Genomic DNA, 22159 nt, shown 5'->3' with positions numbered 1-22159 from the left:
TTGTAGGCCGGATAGCTTGCACCGCCATCCGGCACCTTCCAGGAAAAGAACCTACATGTCTTCATCCCGTCCGGTATTCCGCTCGCGTTGGCTTCCCTATTTATTGGTGGCTCCGCAGCTGGTTATCACCGTTATTTTCTTTATCTGGCCCGCCGGTGAAGCGTTGTGGTACTCGCTACAATCCGTTGATCCGTTTGGTCTTTCCAGCCAGTTTGTCGGACTGGAAAACTTTGTCGCGCTGTTTCATGACCCGTACTACCTCGACTCATTTTGGACCACCATTAAGTTCAGTACGTTAGTCACGGTAAGTGGTCTGCTGGTGTCGTTATTTTTTGCGGCGCTGGTGAATTACGTGGTGCGCGGCAGCCGTTTTTACCAGACGCTGATGCTGTTGCCATACGCCGTCGCGCCTGCCGTCGCCGCCGTATTGTGGATCTTCCTGTTTAACCCAGGACGTGGGCTGATTACCCATTTTCTCGGTGAGTTTGGCTATGACTGGAACCATGCGCAAAACAGCGGTCAGGCGATGTTCCTGGTGGTGTTTGCATCGGTCTGGAAGCAGATTAGTTACAACTTCCTGTTCTTCTTTGCCGCACTGCAGTCTATCCCGCGATCGCTGATCGAAGCTGCTGCGATTGATGGCGCAGGGCCGGTTCGCCGCTTCTTTAAGCTGGCGCTGCCGTTGATAGCCCCGGTCAGCTTCTTTCTGCTGGTGGTGAATCTGGTTTATGCCTTCTTTGATACCTTCCCGGTTATTGATGCCGCCACGGCGGGTGGGCCGGTGCAGGCGACGACCACGCTGATTTATAAGATCTACCGTGAAGGGTTTGTCGGGTTGGATCTGGCTTCTTCCGCCGCACAATCGGTGGTGCTGATGTTCCTGGTCATTATTTTGACGGTGGTGCAGTTCCGCTATGTGGAAAGCAAGGTGCGTTACCAATGATTGAGAACCGTCGTGGGCTGACAATATTCAGCCATGCCATGTTGATTATGGGGATCATGGTGATCCTGTTTCCGCTGTACGTCGCGTTTGTCGCGGCGACGCTGGACAATAAAGCGGTGTTTGAAACGCCGATGACGCTGGTTCCCGGCACGCAGTTGCTGGAGAACATGAAATACATCTGGGTCAATGGTGTGGGCGTCAACAGCGCGCCGTTCTGGTTGATGATGCTTAACAGCTTCATCATGGCGTTCAGTATTACGGTAGGGAAAATCACCGTCTCCATGCTCTCCGCATTCGCCATCGTCTGGTTCCGTTTTCCGCTGCGCAACCTGTTCTTCTGGATGATTTTTATCACCCTGATGCTGCCGGTTGAGGTGCGAATCTTCCCCACCGTGGAGGTTATCGCCAACCTGAAAATGCTCGACAGCTATGCGGGTCTGACGCTGCCGTTGATGGCATCGGCTACTGCGACCTTCCTGTTCCGACAGTTCTTTATGACCCTGCCGGATGAGCTGGTTGAGGCCGCGCGAATTGACGGTGCGTCACCGATGCGTTTTTTCCGCGATATCGTACTACCACTGTCAAAAACCAATCTGGCGGCGCTGTTCGTTATCACCTTTATCTACGGCTGGAACCAGTATTTGTGGCCGTTGTTAATTATTACCGACGTCAATTTGGGCACTGCGGTGGCGGGTATCAAAGGCATGATCGCCACCGGTGAAGGCACCACGCAGTGGAACCAGGTAATGGCTGCCATGCTGCTGACGCTTATCCCTCCGGTAATCATCGTGTTAGCCATGCAGCGTGCCTTCGTACGCGGTCTGGTCGATAGTGAGAAATAAAAATGGCTGGTTTAAAACTACAGGCAGTAACCAAAAGCTGGGACGGCAAAACCCAGGTGATTAAACCGCTGACGCTGGACGTTGCGGACGGGGAATTTATCGTGATGGTTGGCCCATCCGGCTGCGGAAAGTCTACGCTGCTGCGGATGGTGGCTGGGCTGGAGCGGGTGAGCGGTGGCGATATCTGGATTGATAATAAACGCGTCACCGAGATGGAGCCGAAGGATCGCGGCATTGCGATGGTCTTTCAAAACTACGCGCTCTACCCGCATATGAGCGTGGAAGAAAACATGGCCTGGGGGCTGAAAATCCGCGGGATGGGCAAGGAGCACATTGCTGAACGGGTAAATGAGGCGGCGCGTATTCTCGAGCTGGGTGAGCTGCTCAAACGTCGTCCGCGCGAACTTTCTGGCGGTCAGCGCCAGCGCGTAGCGATGGGGCGAGCGATTGTGCGTGACCCAGCGGTATTCCTGTTCGATGAGCCGCTTTCTAACCTCGATGCCAAGCTGCGCGTGCAGATGCGTCTGGAGTTACAACATCTGCATCGCCGCCTGAAAACCACTTCGCTATACGTGACGCACGACCAGGTTGAAGCGATGACCCTTGCCCAACGGGTGATGGTGATGAACAAAGGCATTGCCGAGCAGATAGGTACACCGGTTGAGGTGTATGAAAAGCCTGCCAGCCGCTTTGTGGCGAGTTTTATCGGCAGCCCGGCGATGAACCTGCTGGACGGGTGCATCAGTACCTCGGGCACCCATTTTGAACTGGAGGGCGGCATGACGCTACCCATCGGCAGAAGCGCGAGAGAGTCTATTGGGCGTAAAATGACGTTGGGTATCCGCCCAGAGCATATTGCGCTAAGCTCGCAGGCCGAAGGCGGCGTGCCGTTGGTTGTTGATACACTGGAAATGCTGGGTGCAGATAACCTGGCACACGGACGCTGGGGCGAGCAAAAGCTGGTGGTGCGACTGGCGCATCAGCATCGCCCAACGGCAGGCAGCACGCTGTGGCTGCATCTGCCGGAAAATCATCTGCATCTTTTTGATGGCGAAACAGGACAACGCGTATGAGTAACTGGCCTTACCCCCATATTATCGCCCATCGTGGCGGCGGTAAGCTGGCCCCGGAAAACACCCTGGCGGCGATCGACGTGGGGGCGCGATACGGGCATACCATGATCGAGTTTGACGCTAAATTGTCGAAAGACGGTGAGATCTTCTTACTGCATGATGACAACCTGGAGCGAACCAGCAACGGCTGGGGCGTGGCAGGCGAGCTGAACTGGCAGGATTTATTGCGCGTGGACGCCGGCGGCTGGTTTAGCGGTGAGTTTAAAGGTGAACCGCTGCCGCTGCTCTCGCAAGTGGCCGAGCGCTGCCGTCAGCACGGTATGATGGCGAATATTGAAATTAAACCCACAACCGGCACCGGAACGTTAACTGGCAAAGTCGTGGCGCTGGCCGCGCGGGAGCTGTGGGCGGGAATGACGCCGCCACTATTGTCATCCTTTGAAATTGATGCACTTGAAGCGGCGCAGCTGGCGGTACCTGAACTGCCGAGAGGCTTGCTGCTTGATGAATGGCGCGAGGACTGGCGCGAGCTGACCACGCGGCTTGGCTGCGTCTCTATTCATCTTAATCACAAACTGCTGGATGAAGCGCGTGTGGATGCGCTGCGCGATGCGGGGCTACGTATTCTGGTATATACCGTCAACCGACCCCAGCGCGCGGCGGAACTGCTGCGCTGGGGCGTGGACTGCATCTGTACCGATGCCATTGATACGATTGGTCCGGATTTCCAACCTTTTTAAGGCCCAATCGTTTTTAACGGAACGTTAGGCTGCGGCGTGCTGGAGGGCTTCAGCATGTCGCCGTTCTTTTTCTCTGACAGCATATGTTGCTTATTCAGAGAGCTGTCCGGGTTACGGGTTCCACTCAACATCCCACCGTTGCTGTTGGGCAGCATTTGCTGCTGGCTGGAATTCAGCTCGCCTGGCTGAGACTGAAGGACTCGCTGGGAGTTGGTGTTAATTTGGTTTTCCAGATGCTGTTGCTGCATACGCGTCTGCGTTTGCAACTGTTGGTTGAGCATCCCTTTCTGCTGAATTTGCTGCGTTTGCATTTGGGTTTGCATACGCTGCTGACTCGGGATCTGATAACCGGGTTGGTTCGGGTTATTCATGGTGTTGATGGGCTGTGCAAAGCCTGCAAACGGCAACAGCATGGCTAAAAGTAAGAGTCGTTTCATCGCTTTTCTCCTCTCGGGGATCTCTTAAGTTTACTCCTTTCTCGCCGTTACGATGATTATTTCAGAGTTATGCACCAGGCTTAGTGGGGGCCGACCCCCATACATCTGGAGAATAACGATGATAAAACCGACGTTTTTACGCCGGGTAGCCATTGCTGCTCTGCTCTCAGGAAGTTGTTTTAGCGTTGCTGCCGCGCCGGCTGCGCCACCGCCGGTATCTTACGGAGTCGAGGAAGATGTGTTCCATCCCGTACGTGCTAAGCATGGGATGGTGGCCTCTGTGGATGCTTTAGCTACCCAGGTTGGTGTGGACATTCTTAAACAGGGTGGGAATGCCGTCGATGCCGCCGTGGCCGTTGGCTATGCGCTGGCGGTGACGCATCCCCAGGCGGGCAATCTGGGCGGCGGTGGTTTTATGCTACTGCGTACCAAAGACGGTAACACCACCGCGATCGATTTTCGTGAAATGGCGCCTGCTGGCGCGACCCGTGACATGTTCCTCGATGAGCAGGGCAACGCCGATGCGAAAAAGTCGCTGACGTCGCATCTGGCATCCGGTACGCCGGGTACCGTGGCGGGTTTCTCGCTGGCGCTGGAGAAATACGGCACGATGCCGCTGAACAAAGTGGTGCGCCCGGCGATGAAGCTGGCGGAAGAGGGCTTTGTGGTTAATGACGCGCTGGCCGACGATCTGAAAACCTATGGCAGCGAGGTGCTCCCTAATCACGAGAACAGCAAAGCCATTTTCTGGAAGGACGGCGAGCCGCTGAAAAAGGGTGATAAGCTGGTGCAAAAGAATCTGGCGAAAAGCCTGGAAATGATTGCCGAGAATGGTCCGGATGCGTTTTATAAAGGGGCGATTGCCGATCAGATAGCCGGGGAAATGCAGAAGAACGGCGGGCTGATGACCAAAGAGGATTTAGCCAGCTATAAAGCCGCGGAGCGCACGCCGATCAGCGGTGACTATCGCGGGTATCAGGTCTTCTCCATGCCGCCGCCGTCCTCTGGCGGTATTCACATCGTGCAGATCCTCAATATTCTCGAAAACTTCGATATGAAGAAGTACGGATTTGGCAGCGCCGATGCTATGCAGGTTATGGCTGAAGCGGAGAAATATGCTTACGCCGACCGTTCAGAATATCTGGGCGACCCGGATTTTGTGAAAGTGCCGTGGCAAGCGCTGACCAACAAAGCCTATGCTAAAACGCTTGCCGATCAGATTGATATCAACAAGGCTAAGCCTTCCAGCCAGATCAAACCGGGCAAGCTCGCCCCGTATGAAAGCAACCAGACTACGCACTTCTCGGTAGTGGATAAAGACGGCAATGCCGTGGCGGTAACGTATACCCTGAATACCACCTTCGGGACCGGCATCGTGGCGGGTAACACCGGTATTCTGCTGAATAATGAAATGGACGACTTCTCCGCTAAGCCGGGCGTGCCGAACGTTTATGGACTGGTGGGCGGTGATGCCAACGCGGTTGGACCGAAGAAGCGTCCGCTGTCGTCGATGTCGCCGACTATCGTGGTAAAAGACGGGAAAACCTGGCTGGTTACCGGCAGCCCAGGTGGAAGCCGAATCATCACTACCGTACTGCAAATGGTGGTCAACAGCATTGATTTTGGGATGAACGTCGCCGAAGCGACCAACGCACCGCGCTTCCATCATCAATGGTTGCCGGATGAACTGCGTATCGAGAAGGGCTTCAGCCCGGATACAATCAAGCTGCTGGAGCAAAAAGGACAGAAAGTAGCGCTGAAAGAGGCGATGGGCAGCACGCAGAGCATTATGGTTGGACCGGATGGCGCACTGTATGGTGCTTCTGACCCGCGTTCCGTGGATGATTTAACGGCGGGATACTAAGGATGACGGCCCTCTTCGATGGGAGAGGGCTTACTTGGAAGGCTCAATTTTTAACGAGCATAATATTTTAAACTAAAAAAGATGCTGTTGCTCTTTGATCAAGTTAAAGCCATTTTGGGCTACTTTGTAGCGTGGTCTTGATTTATCTTCGCCATATACGACATCAACCAATCCGCTATTGACAAGGCTCGTTACGATATTCGCAACATTACCAAATCCAGAAACGCCTCTCGTATAAAGAGCACGATCCAAAGCTATCCAGTTCCAGTCAATATCTTTTTCAGCCATAACTTTCAGTACGTTAAGCTCTGTTTCAGTTATCATAGTTAATCGCATCCGAGTAAGCTTAGCTTCGTGTTTTTTTGCTTTCTTCGTAGTCTTTTAAATGTTTCTCCAGCGGCCAGGCAGTGCCTAAATCAAAGATTTCACCACTATCTTTATCGATGATGAATGGAGCGTTTCCTGCCAGACGGGCAACGTTGTCTCCGGTTTCAAGGTATTCCCTGGACTCGAAGCAAAAAAACCAACCTTCTGCAAACCTTCCATGGAGTGTGATAACGACAGGAGCATCCTCATCGTAAAGATATTTATTGGCTTTGTTTATAGCTTCTTCGTAAGTGATCACTAGTTTGTCCTCAATAGTTGAAATGATTTGAATTGATTAAGATCAGCGCCATTCCCCGTTTGTCCGTCCAAAAATCTGATTGTATTATTCTGATTTGCAACATTAAAGACATGTCCTGGCTGTCCCGGTCCATACGAACCATAAACAATTCCCCTTGCACCCGAATTAGCATTACTCATTATGTGAATTATTTCATCAACAGATGACATTGGTTTGAATTTTCCACTATAAAACTTTTCTAAGACTGAGAGAGGGACACCTTTTGTTGAGTTGACTGGTAATGCTGATGCTGGATGTCCTGCCAAGGTAGCATCTGTAGCGATCGCGCAGTTAACGCAATTATGGGTATGCCCTGTTTTGGGATATCCGGGATTAACATTTCGGATGGCTCCAGCTGATTTATCGTTAAATTTTCTTATTACACCCCTGAATCTATTAAAATTTTGAATCTTAGAAGCATTCCTTGAAAAAAGGAGGGATGCAGCAATAATACCTAATCCAATTGTTTTTTCGTTAAGTACCTGCTCGTAGCCTGCAGGAGCATCGCCCCCCAATTTTTCCGCCGTTTCCCTGAAGCCGTCGATATTCCCGTTGTAGATACCTCCAGCGGCAAGCAGTCTGCCAACCCCTTTGCTGTTTAACGTTTTGAGGCCGTTGTCTGCGGGTGTTTTTGGGCGGGGGATAAACAGGCGGTTGTAGTTCTCGGGCAACGCCAGGTAGCTGAACTCAGTGTTGGCAATAAGATGTTTGCAGAGGATATATTCATAGTTGATGGTTATTGTTTCTGTGTCTAAATTATTGTCGCTGAATTGGTGTTGAATGGCTGATAGAAATGCTCCCCGCAGTTGAATATAATAATATTTCTCCCATCTACCGAACCTATTGATGCGGTAGAAATAAAACTCCATATACAACTGCTCGTTGTTATTAATCGCATTAACAAACAACGGTGTACTTTTATCGATAAGTTTACAAAATCGCAGTCCGTGCAAATGAGATCCTTTGCCAGTACTGGTTATACTATTAGAGAGCGAAAAGGCAAAGATTTCGTCTTCGTGCCCTTTTTGCCAGCGGTTACCCACGGATGCAACGGTTCCACATCCGTCAGAAATAGCGTCCTGCTGTTGCCCAGAAACCATCAGATAGACGATATCACTCATGACATCCTTATCCTTTTATTACTTGTTGTCGTAAAAATGGTAATTCTTTCTTTGTTTTAATTACGCTTTCTAATGTCGTTCGTATATAGCAGAAATAAGACGTTTCACTTTAAGTGAATTTTATTGAGGGGAATCTGAATATAAATAATGTATGAGATAAGAATTTATACATTCAATAATTTGGAGTTATTAATGGAGGGTTTGCTGATGTTAATTGACCCGTATCAATGGCCTACAGCGTTCTGAACGATGTAGGCCTGACTGGTAGGTTATGGTGCATATCGCTGCAGTGATTCGGACCAGCGGAATATTTGGCTGCTTTTATCCTGTAGGCTAACGCGCTCTAAGTCATAAAATCCGTGCGTCTTTGCCGAGCGCATTTTGAGAATGTACTTACTTTCGCTGATGTCGTGCTGCCTTGTGCCGTCTTTATTCCAGTCTCCAGCAATGTCCGAATAGTAATAAACAAGGTCAGAAAACACGTTGATTATCTTGCTGTCTTTGATGGTGTAGAGTTCCAGCACTTCATAAAATGCGCCGCCGCCGGAATACGCATCAGAGTATCCACCCCGCACCCCGAATGCCAGGGTATCGGGTGCTATCCGGTACGGTGCCAGATCCAGCTTTGTATAATAAGCCAGCGGTCTGACGGACTCATCATCGCTCTCTTTTTCAGCGGCTTTATTCCACTCTGAGAGCTGGTTTAACGGTTTTTCCGAGCGTGCAATCGGCGTTAGCTGTGGATTCTGCCAGGAAAAAACGCCGAGATATAATTTATTAGCGCGCCCGTTGCTGTAGTTTTCCGGGCAGGTGTTATCCGCGTATTTTTTTGCTTGCTCGGCGTCAGCCCTATTATCGGCAAAACAAGCAATGCCAATATATTTACCGTCTTTTCCCCAAGATTTAGCACCGGTCAGGATCAGGTTGTCAGGATCTTCATTCGGTGCAACCCATGCAATCCATTGCTTTTCAGATAAGCCCTGAGGAAGCTCACCAAATCCTTTCGCAGGGGTTGCTCCTGCCATTTGCTCAGCAAAAATCTTTTTACCTTCAGGATGTTGGATGGCACTGGCTACGGAATCGAGATTTTGTACGGTAGTGGCAAAAGCAGGGGAGAGCGAGGCCAGCAAAACCAGGGGAAGAAACTTTTTCACTATTGCGTCCTTTCAATAAGCAGGGCGATAAGGCTCGCCCTTAAATTTATTTCACGCGCGCCATAAAGTAGGCATCAACGTACTCACCGTTGCGCAGGCCGTATTTCTTACCAGTGCCTTCGATTTCAAAGCCGTACTTCTTATAGACTGCTACAGCAGGCTCATTATCAACAAATACCGTCAGCTCAATGCGCTCGACGCGCAGCCAGTTGTCGCACATGTCGATCATCGTACGAATCAGCGCGCTGGCAACGCCACGATTGTGCCACCTGCCATCCACGCAGATACCAAAATCGGCCACGTGGCTGCGGCGCGGGCGCTGCGCGACCTCAATACAGAGGTGCCCCACGACGATATCATCAATGCAGGCAACCAGCTGTTTGACACCGGCTTGCTCGGTTAGCCGCGCTTGCCACATTTCGAGAGAAGGATGAGGAACCTGTAGCGTGTTGTGGTACACCTCCGGCTGGGCGTGGATCTGACGAATTGCGTCGTAATCTTTCGGTTCAGCGTGGCGTATCACTATCTCACTCATTCCTTATCTCCTGCAGGGTTAATTGTGCATTTACACTCGCTGAGAAAGAAAAATCCGTCAACTGCATTTTTTTGCAAAAAGAAGTAGACAAGTGCGAATGAGAATGATTATTATTGCTCTGCGTTCAGGGGAACCCCTACGGAGAACCTGAAAGCACGACATTGCTCACATTGCTTCCAGTATTACTTTAGCCAGCTTTTGCTGGCTTTTTTTTTTGGCTGGGTTTCGGGCTAGTTTGCTTGCCAGCTTAATCCCGGGCTGTGCTCGCAATCCTCACGTACTCTGTGTACGCTCCGGTTGCTGCGCGCAGGCCGTGAATAATCTGCCTACGCCACTTACGCCCGATCTTTTGGCTGTATAATGCGGTAGGCCGGATAAGGCAACGCCGCATCCGGCACGATGACAGGATGGATTCAGTCTCCAGCCGCTTTGCGCTATGGTGTAGACAATCACCTTCAAAAGGATCGTCTCATGACCTTACACTGCGCATTTATTGGTTTTGGTAAAAGCACCACCCGCTACCATTTGCCGTACGTCCTCAACCGCAAAAATAGCTGGCACGTCGCGCACATTTTCCGCCGCAACGCCAGGCCGGAAGAGCAGGCGCCGCAGTATTCGCATATTCACTTCACCAGCGACCTCGACGAGATCTTAAACGATCCGCAGGTGAAACTGGTGATCGTCTGTACCCATGCTGACAGCCATTTTGAATATGCTAAACGCGCGCTGGAAGCGGGTAAAAATGTGCTGGTTGAGAAACCCTTCACGCCGACGCTTGCGCAAGCAAAAGAGCTGTTCGAACTGGCGCGTAGCAAAGGACTGACCGTTACGCCGTATCAGAATCGCCGTTTTGACTCCTGCTTCCTCACCGCGAAAAAAGCCATTGAGAGCGGCAAGCTCGGCAAGATTGTTGAGGTTGAAAGCCATTTCGATTACTACCGTCCTGAAGCAGAAACCAAGCCGGGACTGCCGCAGGACGGCGCGTTTTATAGTCTGGGCGTACACACCATGGATCAGATTATCTCGCTGTTCGGACGTCCCGATTATGTGGCCTATGACATCCGCAGCCTGCGCAACAAAGCGAACCCGGACGATACCTTTGAAGCGCAGCTGTTTTACGGCGACCTGAAAGCCATTGTTAAAACCAGTCATCTGGTGAAAATCGACTATCCGAAGTTTATCGTCCATGGCACCAAAGGCTCGTTTGTGAAGTACGGCATCGACCAGCAGGAAACCAGCCTGAAGGCTAATATCATGCCGGGTGAGCCAGGTTTCGCTGCTGATGATTCCATTGGGATGCTGGAGTACGTCAACGATGACGGCATCACGGTAAAAGAAGAGGTAAAGCCGGAAGTGGGGGATTACGGTCGCGTGTATGACGCGCTGTACCAGACGCTGACCACCGGTACGCCTAATTACGTCAAGGAATCTGAAGTTCTTACCAACCTGGAGATCCTCGAACGCGCCTTTGAACAGGCAACGCCTGCCACGATAACCCTCGCCAAATAGCCTGCACAGACTCCTCTGGGCTTGTTCATATTTTTTGAACAGAGGAGTCAATTTTCACCCTCTATGATCCCAGGCAGATTGAGTCCACACTTACTCCATCGAAAACATCTGGGGGTGAACACAATGATCTACTTACGCAAAGCTAACGACCGTGGCCACGCTAATCATGGCTGGCTTGATTCCTGGCATACCTTCTCTTTTGCCAACTACTATGACCCGAACTTTATGGGGTTCTCGGCACTGCGCGTGATTAACGATGACGTGATCGATGCAGGTCAGGGATTTGGTACTCACCCCCATAAAGACATGGAAATCCTGACTTACGTGCTGGAAGGCGCGGTAGAGCATCAGGACAGCATGGGCAATAAAGAGCAGGTTCCGGCCGGTGAGTTTCAGATTATGAGCGCCGGGACGGGGATCCGTCACTCGGAGTACAACCCGAGCAATACTGAGAAGCTGCATCTGTATCAGATCTGGATCATGCCGCAGGAGAACGGTATTACACCGCGCTATGAACAGCGTCGTTTCGATGCCGCTCAGGGTAAACAACTGGTGCTGTCGCCGGATGCCCGTGATGGTTCACTGAAAGTGTACCAGGATATGGAGCTGTACCGTTGGGCACTGGTCAAAGATGAGCAGTCGGTGCATCAGATTGCCGCGGAACGCCGCGTTTGGATCCAGGTGGTAAAAGGCAACGTGACGATTAACGGCACCAAAGCGACCACCAGCGACGGTCTGGCAATCTGGGATGAACAGGCAATTTCTATTCATGCCGACAGCGACAGTGAAGTGTTACTGTTTGACCTGCCGCCAGTCTAACGTGCTGTAACCCATTGTAGGCCGGATAAGACGCGAAAGCGTCGCCATCCGGCTTTTCATCGTTTGTCATTAATTCCATGCGTCCGTGGTAAACTGGGGGAATCTATCCCTTTTTAACGCTTCAGGACGATGAAAAAGAAAAGACCCGTACTTCAGGATGTAGCCGACCGCGTGGGCGTGACCAAAATGACGGTCAGTCGCTTTTTGCGTAACCCGGAGCAGGTCTCCGTGGCGCTGCGGGGCAAAATTGCCGCTGCACTTGATGAGCTGGGTTATATTCCCAATCGCGCTCCTGATATCCTTTCTAACGCCACCAGCCGCGCTATCGGCGTGCTGTTACCGTCTCTCACTAACCAGGTTTTTGCTGAAGTGCTACGCGGCATTGAGGCTGTCACCGACGCCCATGGTTATCAAACGATGCTCGCGCACTACGGCTATAAGCCTGAGATGGAACAAGAGCGCCTGGAATCGATGCTGTCGTGGAATATCGATGGCCTGATCCTCACCGAACGTAGCCATACGCCCCGTACGCTGAAAATGATTGAAGTTGCCGGTATCCCGGTGGTTGAGCTGATGGACAGCCAGTCTCCGTGTCTGGATATCGCCGTCGGTTTCGACAACTTCGAAGCCGCGCGTCAGATGACTGCCGCTATTATCGCCCGCGGGCACCGTCATGTAGCCTATCTTGGCGCTCGTCTTGATGAACGTACTATCATCAAACAGAGAGGCTACGAGCAGGCAATGCGCGATGCCAACCTGGTGCCGTACAGCGTGATGGTGGAACAGTCTTCTTCCTACTCCTCCGGTATTGAACTCATCCGTCAGGCGCGGCGCGAATACCCGCAGCTCGACGGCGTTTTCTGTACCAACGATGACCTGGCGGTAGGGGCGGCTTTCGAATGCCAGCGTTTAGGGCTGAAAATCCCGGATGACATGGCGATTGCCGGATTCCACGGTCACGACATCGGGCAGGTGATGGAGCCGCGTCTGGCGAGTGTGCTCACGCCACGTGAACGGATGGGCAGCATTGGCGCAGAACGCCTGCTGGCGCGCATTCGTGGTGAAGCAGTCACGCCTAAAATGTTAGATTTAGGTTTCACCTTGTCACCGGGCGGATCTATTTAAGCCAACAAGTTTGAAGTAGCTCACACTTATACACTTCGAGCACGAATGGATATTGCTTCTCTATTTATCCGGCTGGACAATGTTACCGATAACAGTTACCCGTAACAATTTCCTGATTCTTGTACCAGTGGGGGCAACGCTTTGAGCACGACTAATCATGATCACCACGTTTACGTTCTGATGGGCGTATCGGGCAGCGGTAAATCTGCTGTCGCCAGCGAAGTGGCGCATCAACTGCAGGCCGCGTTTCTTGATGGCGATTTTCTCCATCCGCGCAGCAACATCATGAAAATGGCTTCCGGTGAGCCACTCAACGATGACGACCGTAAACCGTGGCTACAGGCGCTGAATGACGCCGCTTTTGCGATGCAGCGTACCAACAAGGTTTCGCTGATCGTCTGTTCTGCCTTGAAAAAAGTCTACCGCGACCAGTTGCGCGACGGTAACCCGAACCTCTCTTTCATTTATCTGAAAGGGGATTTTGACGTTATCGAAAGCCGTCTGAAGGCGCGTAAAGGCCACTTCTTCAAAACGCAGATGCTGGTTACCCAGTTTGAAGCGCTGGAAGAACCGGGTGCGAATGAAAACGATGTACTGGTGGTCGATATCGATCAACCACTGGACGGTGTGGTCGCCAGCACCATTGAGGTTATTAACCAAGGCAGTAAGTAGTGAGCACATTAACGCTTGTTTTAACAGCAGTAGGGTCCGTTTTATTACTGCTGTTTTTAGTGATGAAGGCGCGTATGCACGCCTTCGTTGCTTTGATGGTGGTATCCATTGGTGCAGGTCTCTTTTCCGGTATGCCGCTCGATAAAATCGCGGCGACCATGGAAAAAGGGATGGGAGGCACGCTCGGTTTCCTGGCGATTGTGGTGGCGCTGGGGGCGATGTTCGGCAAGATTTTGCATGAGACCGGCGCGGTCGATCAGATTGCCGTCAAAATGCTGAAATCCTTCGGTCATAGCCGCGCACATTACGCGATTGGCCTGGCCGGTCTGATTTGCGCGCTGCCGCTGTTCTTTGAGGTGGCGATTGTGCTGCTGATTAGCGTAGCGTTCTCAATGGCGCGCCATACCGGTACTAACCTGGTTAAGTTGGTCATTCCGCTGTTTGCGGGCGTGGCGGCTGCCGCAGCGTTCCTGCTGCCGGGGCCTGCGCCGATGCTGCTGGCCTCTCAGATGCACGCCGACTTTGGCTGGATGATCCTGATTGGCCTGTGCGCCGCGATTCCGGGCATGATTATCGCCGGGCCGCTGTGGGGTAACTTCATCAGCCGTTACGTTGAGCTGCACGTACCGGAAGACATTACCGAGCCGCATCTGGGCGAAGGCAAAATGCCCTCCTTTGGCTTCAGCTTATCGCTTATCCTGCTGCCGCTGGTGCTGGTTGGTCTGAAAACCATCGCCGCACGCTTTGTTCCGGTCGGTTCTTCAACCTACGAATGGTTCGAGTTTATCGGTCATCCGTTTACCGCGATTCTGGTTGCCTGTCTGGTGGCGATTTACGGTCTGGCGGTGCGCCAGGGCATGCCAAAAGACCGCGTGATGGAAATCTGCGGCCATGCGCTGCAGCCAGCGGGGATTATTCTGCTGGTGATTGGTGCGGGCGGCGTGTTCAAACAGGTGCTGGTAGATTCCGGCGTTGGTCCTGCACTGGGCGAAGCGTTAACCGGTATGGGCTTGCCGATCGCTATCACCTGCTTCGTGCTGGCGGCGGCGGTGCGTATCATTCAGGGGTCCGCGACAGTGGCCTGCTTAACGGCGGTCGGTCTGGTGATGCCGGTGATTGAGCAACTGAACTACTCCGGTGCCCAGATGGCGGCGCTGTCTATCTGTATCGCGGGCGGCTCTATCGTGGTCAGCCACGTTAACGACGCTGGTTTCTGGTTGTTCGGTAAATTTACCGGTGCGACTGAAGCGCAAACGCTGAAGACCTGGACGATGATGGAAACCATCCTCGGTACGGTCGGCGCGATTGTCGGTATGATTGCCTTCCAGCTGTTGAGCTGATGGCATTGCCCGGTGGCGCTTGCGCTTACCGGGCCTGGAAACGAGCACATATCGACACCGTAGGCCGGGTAAGGCAAAGCCGCCACCCGGCTTTTTTACAGCACCATCACACCATCCTCGGTTTTCAACCAACGCGGCGCTTTTAACGTATCGGCGAAATAGCCTACCAAATCCTGCAGTAAATCGCCCGCCACGCGTTCCATCTCGTCAGACAGCGTTTTGCTCATCAGTAAATGCGTCAAAAGCTGGCAGTAACGCCCCATCTGATCTGGTTCGGGTTCAAAGAGGGGAGAGCGGGTCGGTAAGGTTTCTACCGTCAGGCTGGCCTGTAGATGCTGCGGTACAGGTTCCGTTAAGGTTGGTTGTAGTAGTGCCAGACAGGCCGACAGGCGCGCACAAATCGCCAGTTTTTCAACAGGGTCATGACATTCAACAAGCCCTTCGACAAAACGCTCACAGTTATCTGCCAGCTCGGTGAAATCCGTTGCATGGCTAAAGGGCAGGGTAAATAAAGAGTGTGAAAAGAGAGGGATAGTCGCCATAGGGCAGCCTCCAATGAGTGAAATTTACCACCACCGAAGGGACCAACCTTTTGGTGGCGGGCTGAACGGAGTTGGTCCTACCGGCCTCATTGGATACCGGTGCGTCTTGTGACGCCACCGTCCAGCCCACCATTGAGGTGTAGCTGGTCGCACGACAAAAGTGAATTTTATCGCGAATGAGGTAATCAGGGGACCAATCCTGGCACCTGATTTTGCAAGTGCAGCGAGAAGATAATGCTAATCCGCGATGCTGACAAGAGCGTATTCCGGAAGGCGCTTCGCAGAAATGAAAATACGCTTTTTCAGAGACTTAAATGATTGAGGTGTTTCTCACAAACACATTCACGGCGCTGATTGCCCGGTGGCGCTAGCGCTTACCGGGCCTACACACGAGCATATATCAACACCGTAGGCCGGGTAAGGCGAAGCCGCCACCCGGCGTAAAGTGAGTGCGTTACCCCTTCATCCACATCCGCACGCCATCGAGGAACATCTGGGTTGCCATCATCACCAGAATCAGCCCCATCAGGCGCTCCAGCGCGTTAACCCCTTTCTCTCCCAGCAGACGTAAAAACAGCGAAGACTGCAGCAAAATCACGAATGTACCGCCCCAGGCGATCAGCAGCGCAATCACCAGATGCCCCATCTGGTTTGGATACTGATGCGACAACAGCATTAATGAGGCCAGGATTGTCGGACCGGCGACCAGCGGAATCGCCAGCGGTACGATAAACGGCTCTTCACCAGCCGGAAGCCCGGTGCTATTCCCGGTGGCGCTGGGGAAAATCATCTTAATGGCGATCAGGAACAAAATGATGCCCCCGGAGATCGATACGGTTTCTGCACGCAGGTTAAGAAATGCCAGAATTTTCTCGCCCGCAAACAGGAATATCAGCATCACCAACAGAGCAATAAACAGCTCGCGAATCATAATCGCGCGGCGACGTTTTGGTTCGGTATGTTTCAATACGGACATGAAAATGGGCAGATTTCCGAGCGGATCCATAATCAGGATCAATAAAACTGCCGCTGAAATGATTTCATTCATAACTCAAATTCCCTGATAATTACCGCGGACTTTCTGCTTGCTTGCGCAGCGGGATAAGTCGCATTACTGATGGCTTCGCTATCATTGATTAATTTCACTTGCGACTTTGGCTGCTTTTTGTATGGTGAAGGATAGGCCAGTAGGATACTGGTTAGCATACACAGCACACATCTCTGCAGGAAAAAACGCTATGAAAAATGTTGGTTTTATCGGCTGGCGCGGTATGGTCGGCTCTGTTCTCATGCAACGCATGGTTGAGGAGCGTGACTTCGACGCCATTCGCCCTGTTTTCTTTTCTACTTCCCAGCTCGGGCAGGCGGCACCGACGTTCGGTGGCACCGCGACCGGCACACTTCAGGACGCTTTTGATCTGGATGCGCTGAAGGCGCTCGATATCATCGTGACCTGTCAGGGCGGCGATTATACCAACGAAATCTATCCAAAGCTTCGTGAAAGCGGTTGGCAGGGTTACTGGATTGACGCAGCCTCTTCGCTGCGTATGAAAGACGATGCCATCATTATTCTCGATCCGGTTAACCAGGATGTCATCACCGACGGCCTAAACAAAGGCATTAAGACCTTTGTCGGCGGCAACTGTACCGTTAGCCTGATGCTGATGTCCCTCGGTGGCCTGTTTGCCAATGACTTGGTTGACTGGGTTTCCGTAGCGACCTATCAGGCGGCTTCCGGCGGCGGCGCGCGCCATATGCGTGAACTGCTGTCTCAGATGGGTCATCTGTATGGCCATGTGGCCGAGGAACTGGCGACCCCTTCCTCTGCTATTCTCGACATCGAACGTAAAGTGACGACCCTGTCCCGCAGCGGCGAACTGCCGGTTGATAACTTTGGCGTACCGCTGGCCGGTAGCCTGATTCCGTGGATCGACAAACAGCTCGATAACGGTCAGAGCCGCGAAGAGTGGAAGGGACAGGCGGAAACCAACAAAATTCTCAACACGTCTTCCGTGATCCCGGTTGATGGTCTGTGCGTGCGCGTCGGCGCGCTGCGCTGCCACAGCCAGGCGTTCACCATTAAACTGAAAAAAGATGTGTCTATTCCGACCGTGGAAGAACTGCTGGCGGCGCACAATCCGTGGGCCAAAGTTGTACCAAACGATCGGGATATCACCATGCGTGAGTTAACCCCGGCGGCCGTTACCGGCACGCTGACCACGCCAGTAGGCCGTCTGCGTAAGCTGAACATGGGACCGGAGTTCCTGTCAGCCTTTACCGTGGGCGACCAGTTGCTGTGGGGTGCTGCGGAGCCATTGCGCCGTATGCTGCGCCAATTGGCGTAATAGTTTGTTAACGATCAAGGGGTGAGGAATCACCCCTTTTTTTGCGTAATACAGGAGTAAGCGCAGATGTTTCATTTTTTACCAGGAGTAAGATAAAGCATTGGCTATTCTTTAAGGGTGACTTAGTACCGGAGGTATTAAGTTGTTGCCTGAAGGTGGGACGACGCAGAGAGGATGCACAATTGTGCTGCGCCGTTCAGGTCAAAAAAAGTGTCACTACCTGATGTCGAAAATCAGTTGGAAGGGGTGACGCCATAAAACAGGATGACAACCATGTCCGTTCGTATCGATAGAGACGTGATTAATGCGCTAATTGCAGGCCATTTTGCGGATCCTTTTTCCGTACTCGGTATGCACCAAACTGATGCTGGACTTGAAGTCCGCGCCCTATTACCTGACGCCACCGAAGTGTGGGTGATCGAACCCAAAACCGGACGCAAAGTCGGCAAGCTGGATTGCCTCGACTCTCGCGGTTTTTTCTGTGCTGTACTTCCCCGCCGTAAAAATTTCTTTCGCTACCAGTTGGCCGTTGTCTGGCATGGACAGCAGAATCTGATTGATGACCCTTATCGTTTTGGCCCGCTGATCCAGGATATGGATGCCTGGCTGTTATCTGAAGGTACGCACCTGCGACCTTACGAAACGCTGGGTGCGCATGCGGATACCATGGATGGCGTAACCGGTACGCGCTTCTCAGTCTGGGCGCCTAACGCTCAACGCGTGTCAGTGGTTGGGCAGTTCAACTACTGGGATGGCCGTCGCCACCCAATGCGCCTGCGCAAAGAAAGCGGTATCTGGGAGCTGTTTATCCCCGGCGCGCAGCATGGTCAGCTGTATAAATACGAGATGATCGATGCGAACGGTAAGCTGCGAATCAAAGCGGACCCTTACGCCTTCGAAGCGCAAATGCGCCCGGAAACCGCGTCGCTTATCTGTGGTCTGCCGGAAAAAGTAGTGCAAAGCGAGGCGCGCAAAAAAGCCAACCAGTTTGATGCACCGATCTCTATCTATGAAGTTCACCTGGGGTCATGGCGTCGTCATACCGATAACAACTTCTGGCTGAGCTACCGCGAGCTGGCGGATCAACTGGTGCCTTACGCTAAGTGGATGGGCTTTACTCATCTCGAACTGTTGCCGATTAACGAGCATCCGTTCGACGGTAGCTGGGGTTACCAGCCTACCGGTATGTATGCGCCGACCCGTCGCTTCGGGACGCGCGATGATTTCCGCTATTTCGTGAATGCCGCGCATCAGGCGGGGCTGAACGTTATTCTCGACTGGGTGCCGGGCCATTTCCCATCGGATGACTTTGGTTTGGCAGAGTTTGATGGCACCAACCTGTATGAGCACAGCGACCCGCGCGAAGGATATCACCAGGACTGGAACACGCTGATCTACAACTATGGTCGCCGTGAAGTCAGCAACTACCTGGTGGGCAACGCCCTGTACTGGATTGAACGCTTTGGTATTGACGCGTTGCGCGTGGATGCCGTGGCGTCGATGATTTATCGCGACTACAGCCGCAAAGAAGGGGAATGGATCCCAAACGAATTTGGTGGTCGTGAAAACCTCGAAGCCATTGAGTTTTTACGCAATACCAACCGCATTCTTGGCGAGCAGGTGCCTGGTGCGGTGAGTATGGCGGAAGAGTCCACCGATTTTGCCGGCGTTTCAAGACCACAGGATATGGGCGGTTTAGGGTTTTGGTATAAGTGGAACCTCGGCTGGATGCACGACACGCTGGACTACATGAAGCTGGATCCGATTCATCGTCAGTACCATCACGACAAGCTGACCTTCGGCATGCTGTACAACTACACCGAAAACTTTGTCCTGCCGCTGTCGCATGATGAAGTGGTACACGGTAAAAAATCCATTCTCGATCGCATGCCGGGAGACGCATGGCAGAAGTTTGCCAACCTGCGCGCCTACTACAGCTGGATGTGGGCCTTCCCGGGCAAAAAACTGCTGTTTATGGGCAACGAGTTTGCGCAGGGACGTGAATGGAACCATGACGCCAGCCTCGACTGGCACCTGCTGGAAGGTGGCGATAACTGGCACCACGGCGTACAGCGTCTGGTGCGCGATCTGAACCACACCTACCGTCATCACAAAGCGCTGCACGAGCTCGACTTTGACGCCTATGGTTTTGAATGGCTGGTGGTGGATGACAACGAACGTTCGGTGCTGGCTTTCGTGCGTCGTGACAAGGTCGGCAATGAAATCATCGTGGTCAGCAACTTTACGCCTGTGCCCCGCCACGGCTATCGCTTCGGTATCAATCAGCCAGGCAAATGGCGTGAGATCCTCAATACCGACTCGATGCATTACCACGGTAGCAATACCGGCAACGGCGGTGCGGTGCACAGCGATGAAATCGCCAGCCATGGTCGTCAGCACTCACTGAGCCTCACGTTACCGCCGTTGGCAACGATCTGGCTGGTCAGGGAGGGGTAATGACGCAACTGGCAACCGGCAACGCCACCCCCCATGGTGCAACGTATGACGGCCATGGTGTCAATTTCACACTCTTCTCGGCCCACGCTGAACGCGTTGAATTATGCGTATTCGATGAGCAAGGGTGCGAACTTCGCTATGACCTGCCGGGGCGTAGCGGTGATGTCTGGCACGGCTATCTGGCCAACGCCCGGCCCGGTCTGCGCTATGGCTATCGTGTTCATGGCCCATGGCAACCGCAGCAGGGGCACCGGTTTAATCCGGCCAAGCTGCTGCTTGACCCTTGCGCCCGTCGGGTGGATGGCGAGTTAAAAGATAACCCGCTGCTGCACGGTGGGCTAAATGAACCGGATCATCATGATAATGCCACCATCGCGCTGAAGGGCGTGGTGGTGTCCGATCATTATGACTGGGAGGATGATACCCCGCCGCGCACGCCGTGGGGCAATACCGTGATTTACGAAGCGCATGTCAAAGGGTTGACGTATTTGCATCCAGACCTGCCGGAAGAGATTCGCGGAACCTACAAAGCGCTGGGCCATCCGGTGATGATCGATTACTTCAAGCGCCTCGGCATTACCGCGCTGGAGCTGCTGCCGGTGGCGCATTTTGCCAGCGAACCACGGCTTCAGCGGCTGGGGCTGTCGAACTATTGGGGCTACAACCCGGTAGCGATGTTTGCACTGCATCCGGCCTATGCCTGTTCGCCGGAGAGTGCGCTTGATGAGTTTCGCGACGCGGTAAAAGCGCTGCACAAAGCGGGGATTGAGGTCATTCTCGATATCGTTTTGAACCACAGCGCCGAGCTGGATCTCGAAGGCCCCGTCTTCTCGCTGCGCGGAATTGATAACCGTAGCTATTATTGGATCAGGGACGATGGTGATTACTACAACTGGACCGGTTGTGGGAACACCCTCAATCTGAGCCATCCGGGTGTTGTGGAATACGCATGTGAATGCCTGCGCTACTGGGTTGAAACCTGCCATGTGGATGGTTTTCGTTTTGATTTGGCTTCCGTCATGGGGCGTACACCTGCGTTTCGTCAGGATGCGCCACTGTTTACCGCGATCCAAAACTGTCCGCTGCTCTCACGCGTTAAGCTGATTGCGGAACCGTGGGATATTGGTGAAGGCGGGTATCAGGTGGGGAATTTCCCCCCGCCGTTTGCCGAGTGGAATGACCATTTCCGCGATGCGACCCGACGCTTCTGGCTCCAGCGTAATCTCTCGTTGGGTGAGTTTGCCGGGCGTTTTGCCGCATCCAGCGACGTGTTTAAACGCGATGGTCGCAAACCCAGCGCGACGGTCAATCTGGTGACTGCGCACGACGGTTTTACGCTACGCGACTGTGTGTGCTTCACAAATAAGCACAATGAAGCGAATGGTGAGGAAAATCGCGACGGCACTAGCAATAACTACAGCGACAATCATGGTAAAGAAGGATTAGGCGGCACGCTGGACCTGATTGAGCGGCGGCGCGACAGCATTCATGCGCTGTTATCCACGCTGTTGCTCTCCCAGGGGACGCCGATGTTGCTGGCGGGCGATGAGCATGGTCATAGCCAGCACGGCAACAATAACGCTTACTGCCAGGATAACGCCCTGACCTGGCTGGACTGGCAGCAGGCAAACAGCGGACTAACCACATTTACCGCTGCCCTGATCCATCTTCGCCAGCAAATTCCTGCACTGACGGGTGATCGCTGGTGGGAAGAGGGCGATGGCAATGTTCGTTGGCTAAATAAGTACGCACAACCCTTAAGTGCGGATGAGTGGCAAAACGGCCCGAGGCAGATGCAAATCCTGCTTTCAGACCGTTTTCTGATTGCAATAAATGCCACGCTTGAGGTGACAGATATCGTTTTACCTGAAGGGGAATGGTGCGCCGTTCCCCCATTTGCCGGAGAGGATAATCCGGTGCTTACGGCTGTCTGGCAGGGACCTGCGCACGGACTGTGTGTGTTCCAGAGAAGATAAA

General features: G+C 52.9%; 21 protein-coding genes. 13 read left to right on the top strand and 8 right to left on the bottom strand.

Features of this window, described 5'->3' with window-relative positions; all coding sequences use genetic code 11:
* Positions 1–55: 55 nt before the first annotated feature.
* The 4 genes from ugpA to ugpQ are packed head-to-tail and all read left to right on the top strand — an operon-like array spanning position 56 to position 3598.
* Complete coding sequence (gene ugpA / locus OGY67_RS22185; protein WP_003837841.1) at positions 56–943, top strand: sn-glycerol-3-phosphate ABC transporter permease UgpA; 888 nt, start codon at positions 56–58, stop codon at positions 941–943.
* Positions 940–1785 (top strand): sn-glycerol-3-phosphate ABC transporter permease UgpE, encoded by an 846-nt coding sequence (ugpE, locus tag OGY67_RS22180; protein ID WP_003023450.1) that lies wholly within the window; start codon positions 940–942, stop codon positions 1783–1785. The genes ugpA and ugpE overlap by 4 nt, the downstream gene beginning before the upstream one ends.
* 2 nt (positions 1786–1787) lie before the next feature.
* Complete coding sequence (locus tag OGY67_RS22175) at positions 1788–2858, top strand: sn-glycerol-3-phosphate import ATP-binding protein UgpC (protein WP_008786359.1); 1071 nt, start codon at positions 1788–1790, stop codon at positions 2856–2858.
* On the top strand, positions 2855–3598 hold the full coding sequence (gene ugpQ / locus OGY67_RS22170; protein ID WP_286574516.1) for a glycerophosphodiester phosphodiesterase: 744 nt from the start codon (positions 2855–2857) through the stop codon (positions 3596–3598). The genes OGY67_RS22175 and ugpQ overlap by 4 nt, the downstream gene beginning before the upstream one ends.
* Here the strand turns inward: ugpQ and OGY67_RS22165 are convergent.
* Positions 3595–4035, bottom strand: coding sequence for a DUF2756 family protein (locus tag OGY67_RS22165; protein WP_286574515.1), 441 nt, complete (start codon positions 4033–4035; stop codon positions 3595–3597). The genes ugpQ and OGY67_RS22165 overlap by 4 nt on opposite strands.
* Positions 4036–4153: 118 nt before the next feature.
* Between OGY67_RS22165 and ggt the strand changes: the two genes are divergently transcribed.
* Complete coding sequence (ggt, locus tag OGY67_RS22160; RefSeq protein WP_286574514.1) at positions 4154–5899, top strand: gamma-glutamyltransferase; 1746 nt, start codon at positions 4154–4156, stop codon at positions 5897–5899.
* A 72-nt stretch (positions 5900–5971) separates the two neighbouring features.
* Here ggt and OGY67_RS22155 read toward each other — a convergent pair whose 3' ends face one another.
* From OGY67_RS22155 to yhhY, 5 genes are all read right to left on the bottom strand, one after another.
* The gene (locus tag OGY67_RS22155) at positions 5972–6223 is read right to left on the bottom strand and encodes a MarR family transcriptional regulator (RefSeq protein WP_234691894.1); all 252 of its coding nucleotides are present in this window, start codon (positions 6221–6223) and stop codon (positions 5972–5974) included.
* A gap of 22 nt (positions 6224–6245) precedes the next feature.
* Positions 6246–6524 carry a YrhB domain-containing protein gene (locus OGY67_RS22150; protein WP_286574513.1) on the bottom strand — a complete coding sequence of 93 codons (279 nt, stop codon included), beginning with the start codon at positions 6522–6524 and terminating at the stop codon, positions 6246–6248.
* Positions 6524–7684, bottom strand: a complete 1161-nt coding sequence (tssD, locus tag OGY67_RS22145) for a type VI secretion system tube protein TssD (RefSeq protein ID WP_234691893.1) — start codon at positions 7682–7684, stop codon at positions 6524–6526. Before tssD ends, OGY67_RS22150 begins: the two co-directional genes overlap by 1 nt.
* Before the next feature lie 269 nt (positions 7685–7953).
* Positions 7954–8838: a hypothetical protein gene (locus OGY67_RS22140; RefSeq protein WP_286574510.1), complete on the bottom strand. Its 885-nt coding sequence runs from the start codon at positions 8836–8838 to the stop codon at positions 7954–7956.
* A gap of 46 nt (positions 8839–8884) precedes the next feature.
* A complete protein-coding gene (gene yhhY, locus OGY67_RS22135; protein ID WP_008786353.1) occupies positions 8885–9373 on the bottom strand; it encodes an N-acetyltransferase in 489 nt (162 codons plus the stop codon).
* Between the two features lie 471 nt (positions 9374–9844).
* Between yhhY and OGY67_RS22130 the strand changes: the two genes are divergently transcribed.
* The 5 genes from OGY67_RS22130 (at position 9845) to gntU (ending at position 14838) form a co-directional block, all read left to right on the top strand.
* Positions 9845–10882, top strand: coding sequence for an oxidoreductase (locus OGY67_RS22130; protein WP_286574508.1), 1038 nt, complete (start codon positions 9845–9847; stop codon positions 10880–10882).
* Between the two features lie 123 nt (positions 10883–11005).
* Positions 11006–11701, top strand: a complete 696-nt coding sequence (yhhW, locus tag OGY67_RS22125) for a quercetin 2,3-dioxygenase (protein ID WP_003023472.1) — start codon at positions 11006–11008, stop codon at positions 11699–11701.
* A gap of 129 nt (positions 11702–11830) precedes the next feature.
* Positions 11831–12826 (top strand): gluconate operon transcriptional repressor GntR, encoded by a 996-nt coding sequence (gntR, locus tag OGY67_RS22120; protein WP_008786351.1) that lies wholly within the window; start codon positions 11831–11833, stop codon positions 12824–12826.
* Positions 12827–12967: 141 nt separating this feature from the next.
* A complete protein-coding gene (gene gntK / locus OGY67_RS22115; protein ID WP_003023475.1) occupies positions 12968–13498 on the top strand; it encodes a gluconokinase in 531 nt (176 codons plus the stop codon).
* Positions 13498–14838 carry a gluconate transporter gene (gene gntU, locus OGY67_RS22110; protein ID WP_003827609.1) on the top strand — a complete coding sequence of 447 codons (1341 nt, stop codon included), beginning with the start codon at positions 13498–13500 and terminating at the stop codon, positions 14836–14838. Before gntK ends, gntU begins: the two co-directional genes overlap by 1 nt.
* Positions 14839–14933: 95 nt before the next feature.
* Here the strand turns inward: gntU and OGY67_RS22105 are convergent, their stop codons facing one another.
* Positions 14934–15380 carry a hypothetical protein gene (locus OGY67_RS22105; protein WP_286574507.1) on the bottom strand — a complete coding sequence of 149 codons (447 nt, stop codon included), beginning with the start codon at positions 15378–15380 and terminating at the stop codon, positions 14934–14936.
* A 454-nt stretch (positions 15381–15834) separates the two neighbouring features.
* Complete coding sequence (gene yhgN / locus OGY67_RS22100) at positions 15835–16428, bottom strand: NAAT family transporter YhgN (RefSeq protein ID WP_003023480.1); 594 nt, start codon at positions 16426–16428, stop codon at positions 15835–15837.
* 190 nt (positions 16429–16618) lie between these two features.
* Here yhgN and asd point away from each other — a divergent pair, with 190 nt between their 5' ends.
* The 3 genes from asd to glgX all read left to right on the top strand — a co-directional run bounded on the left by asd (position 16619) and on the right by glgX (position 22158).
* Positions 16619–17725, top strand: a complete 1107-nt coding sequence (gene asd / locus OGY67_RS22095) for an aspartate-semialdehyde dehydrogenase (protein ID WP_003827614.1) — start codon at positions 16619–16621, stop codon at positions 17723–17725.
* A gap of 273 nt (positions 17726–17998) precedes the next feature.
* Entirely contained in the window at positions 17999–20182 is a 2184-nt protein-coding gene (gene glgB, locus OGY67_RS22090) for a 1,4-alpha-glucan branching enzyme (RefSeq protein ID WP_286574506.1), read from the top strand.
* On the top strand, positions 20182–22158 hold the full coding sequence (glgX, locus tag OGY67_RS22085; RefSeq protein ID WP_168978682.1) for a glycogen debranching protein GlgX: 1977 nt from the start codon (positions 20182–20184) through the stop codon (positions 22156–22158). The genes glgB and glgX overlap by 1 nt, the downstream gene beginning before the upstream one ends.
* The last annotated feature ends 1 nt before the right edge of the window (position 22159 follow it).

Origin of the sequence: Citrobacter sp. Cpo015 (genome assembly GCF_030333035.1) — a bacterium.
Lineage (GTDB): Bacteria > Pseudomonadota > Gammaproteobacteria > Enterobacterales > Enterobacteriaceae > Citrobacter > Citrobacter portucalensis.
Note: the sequence above shows the minus strand (reverse complement) of the source record. Positions and strands in the feature narration are given on the sequence as shown.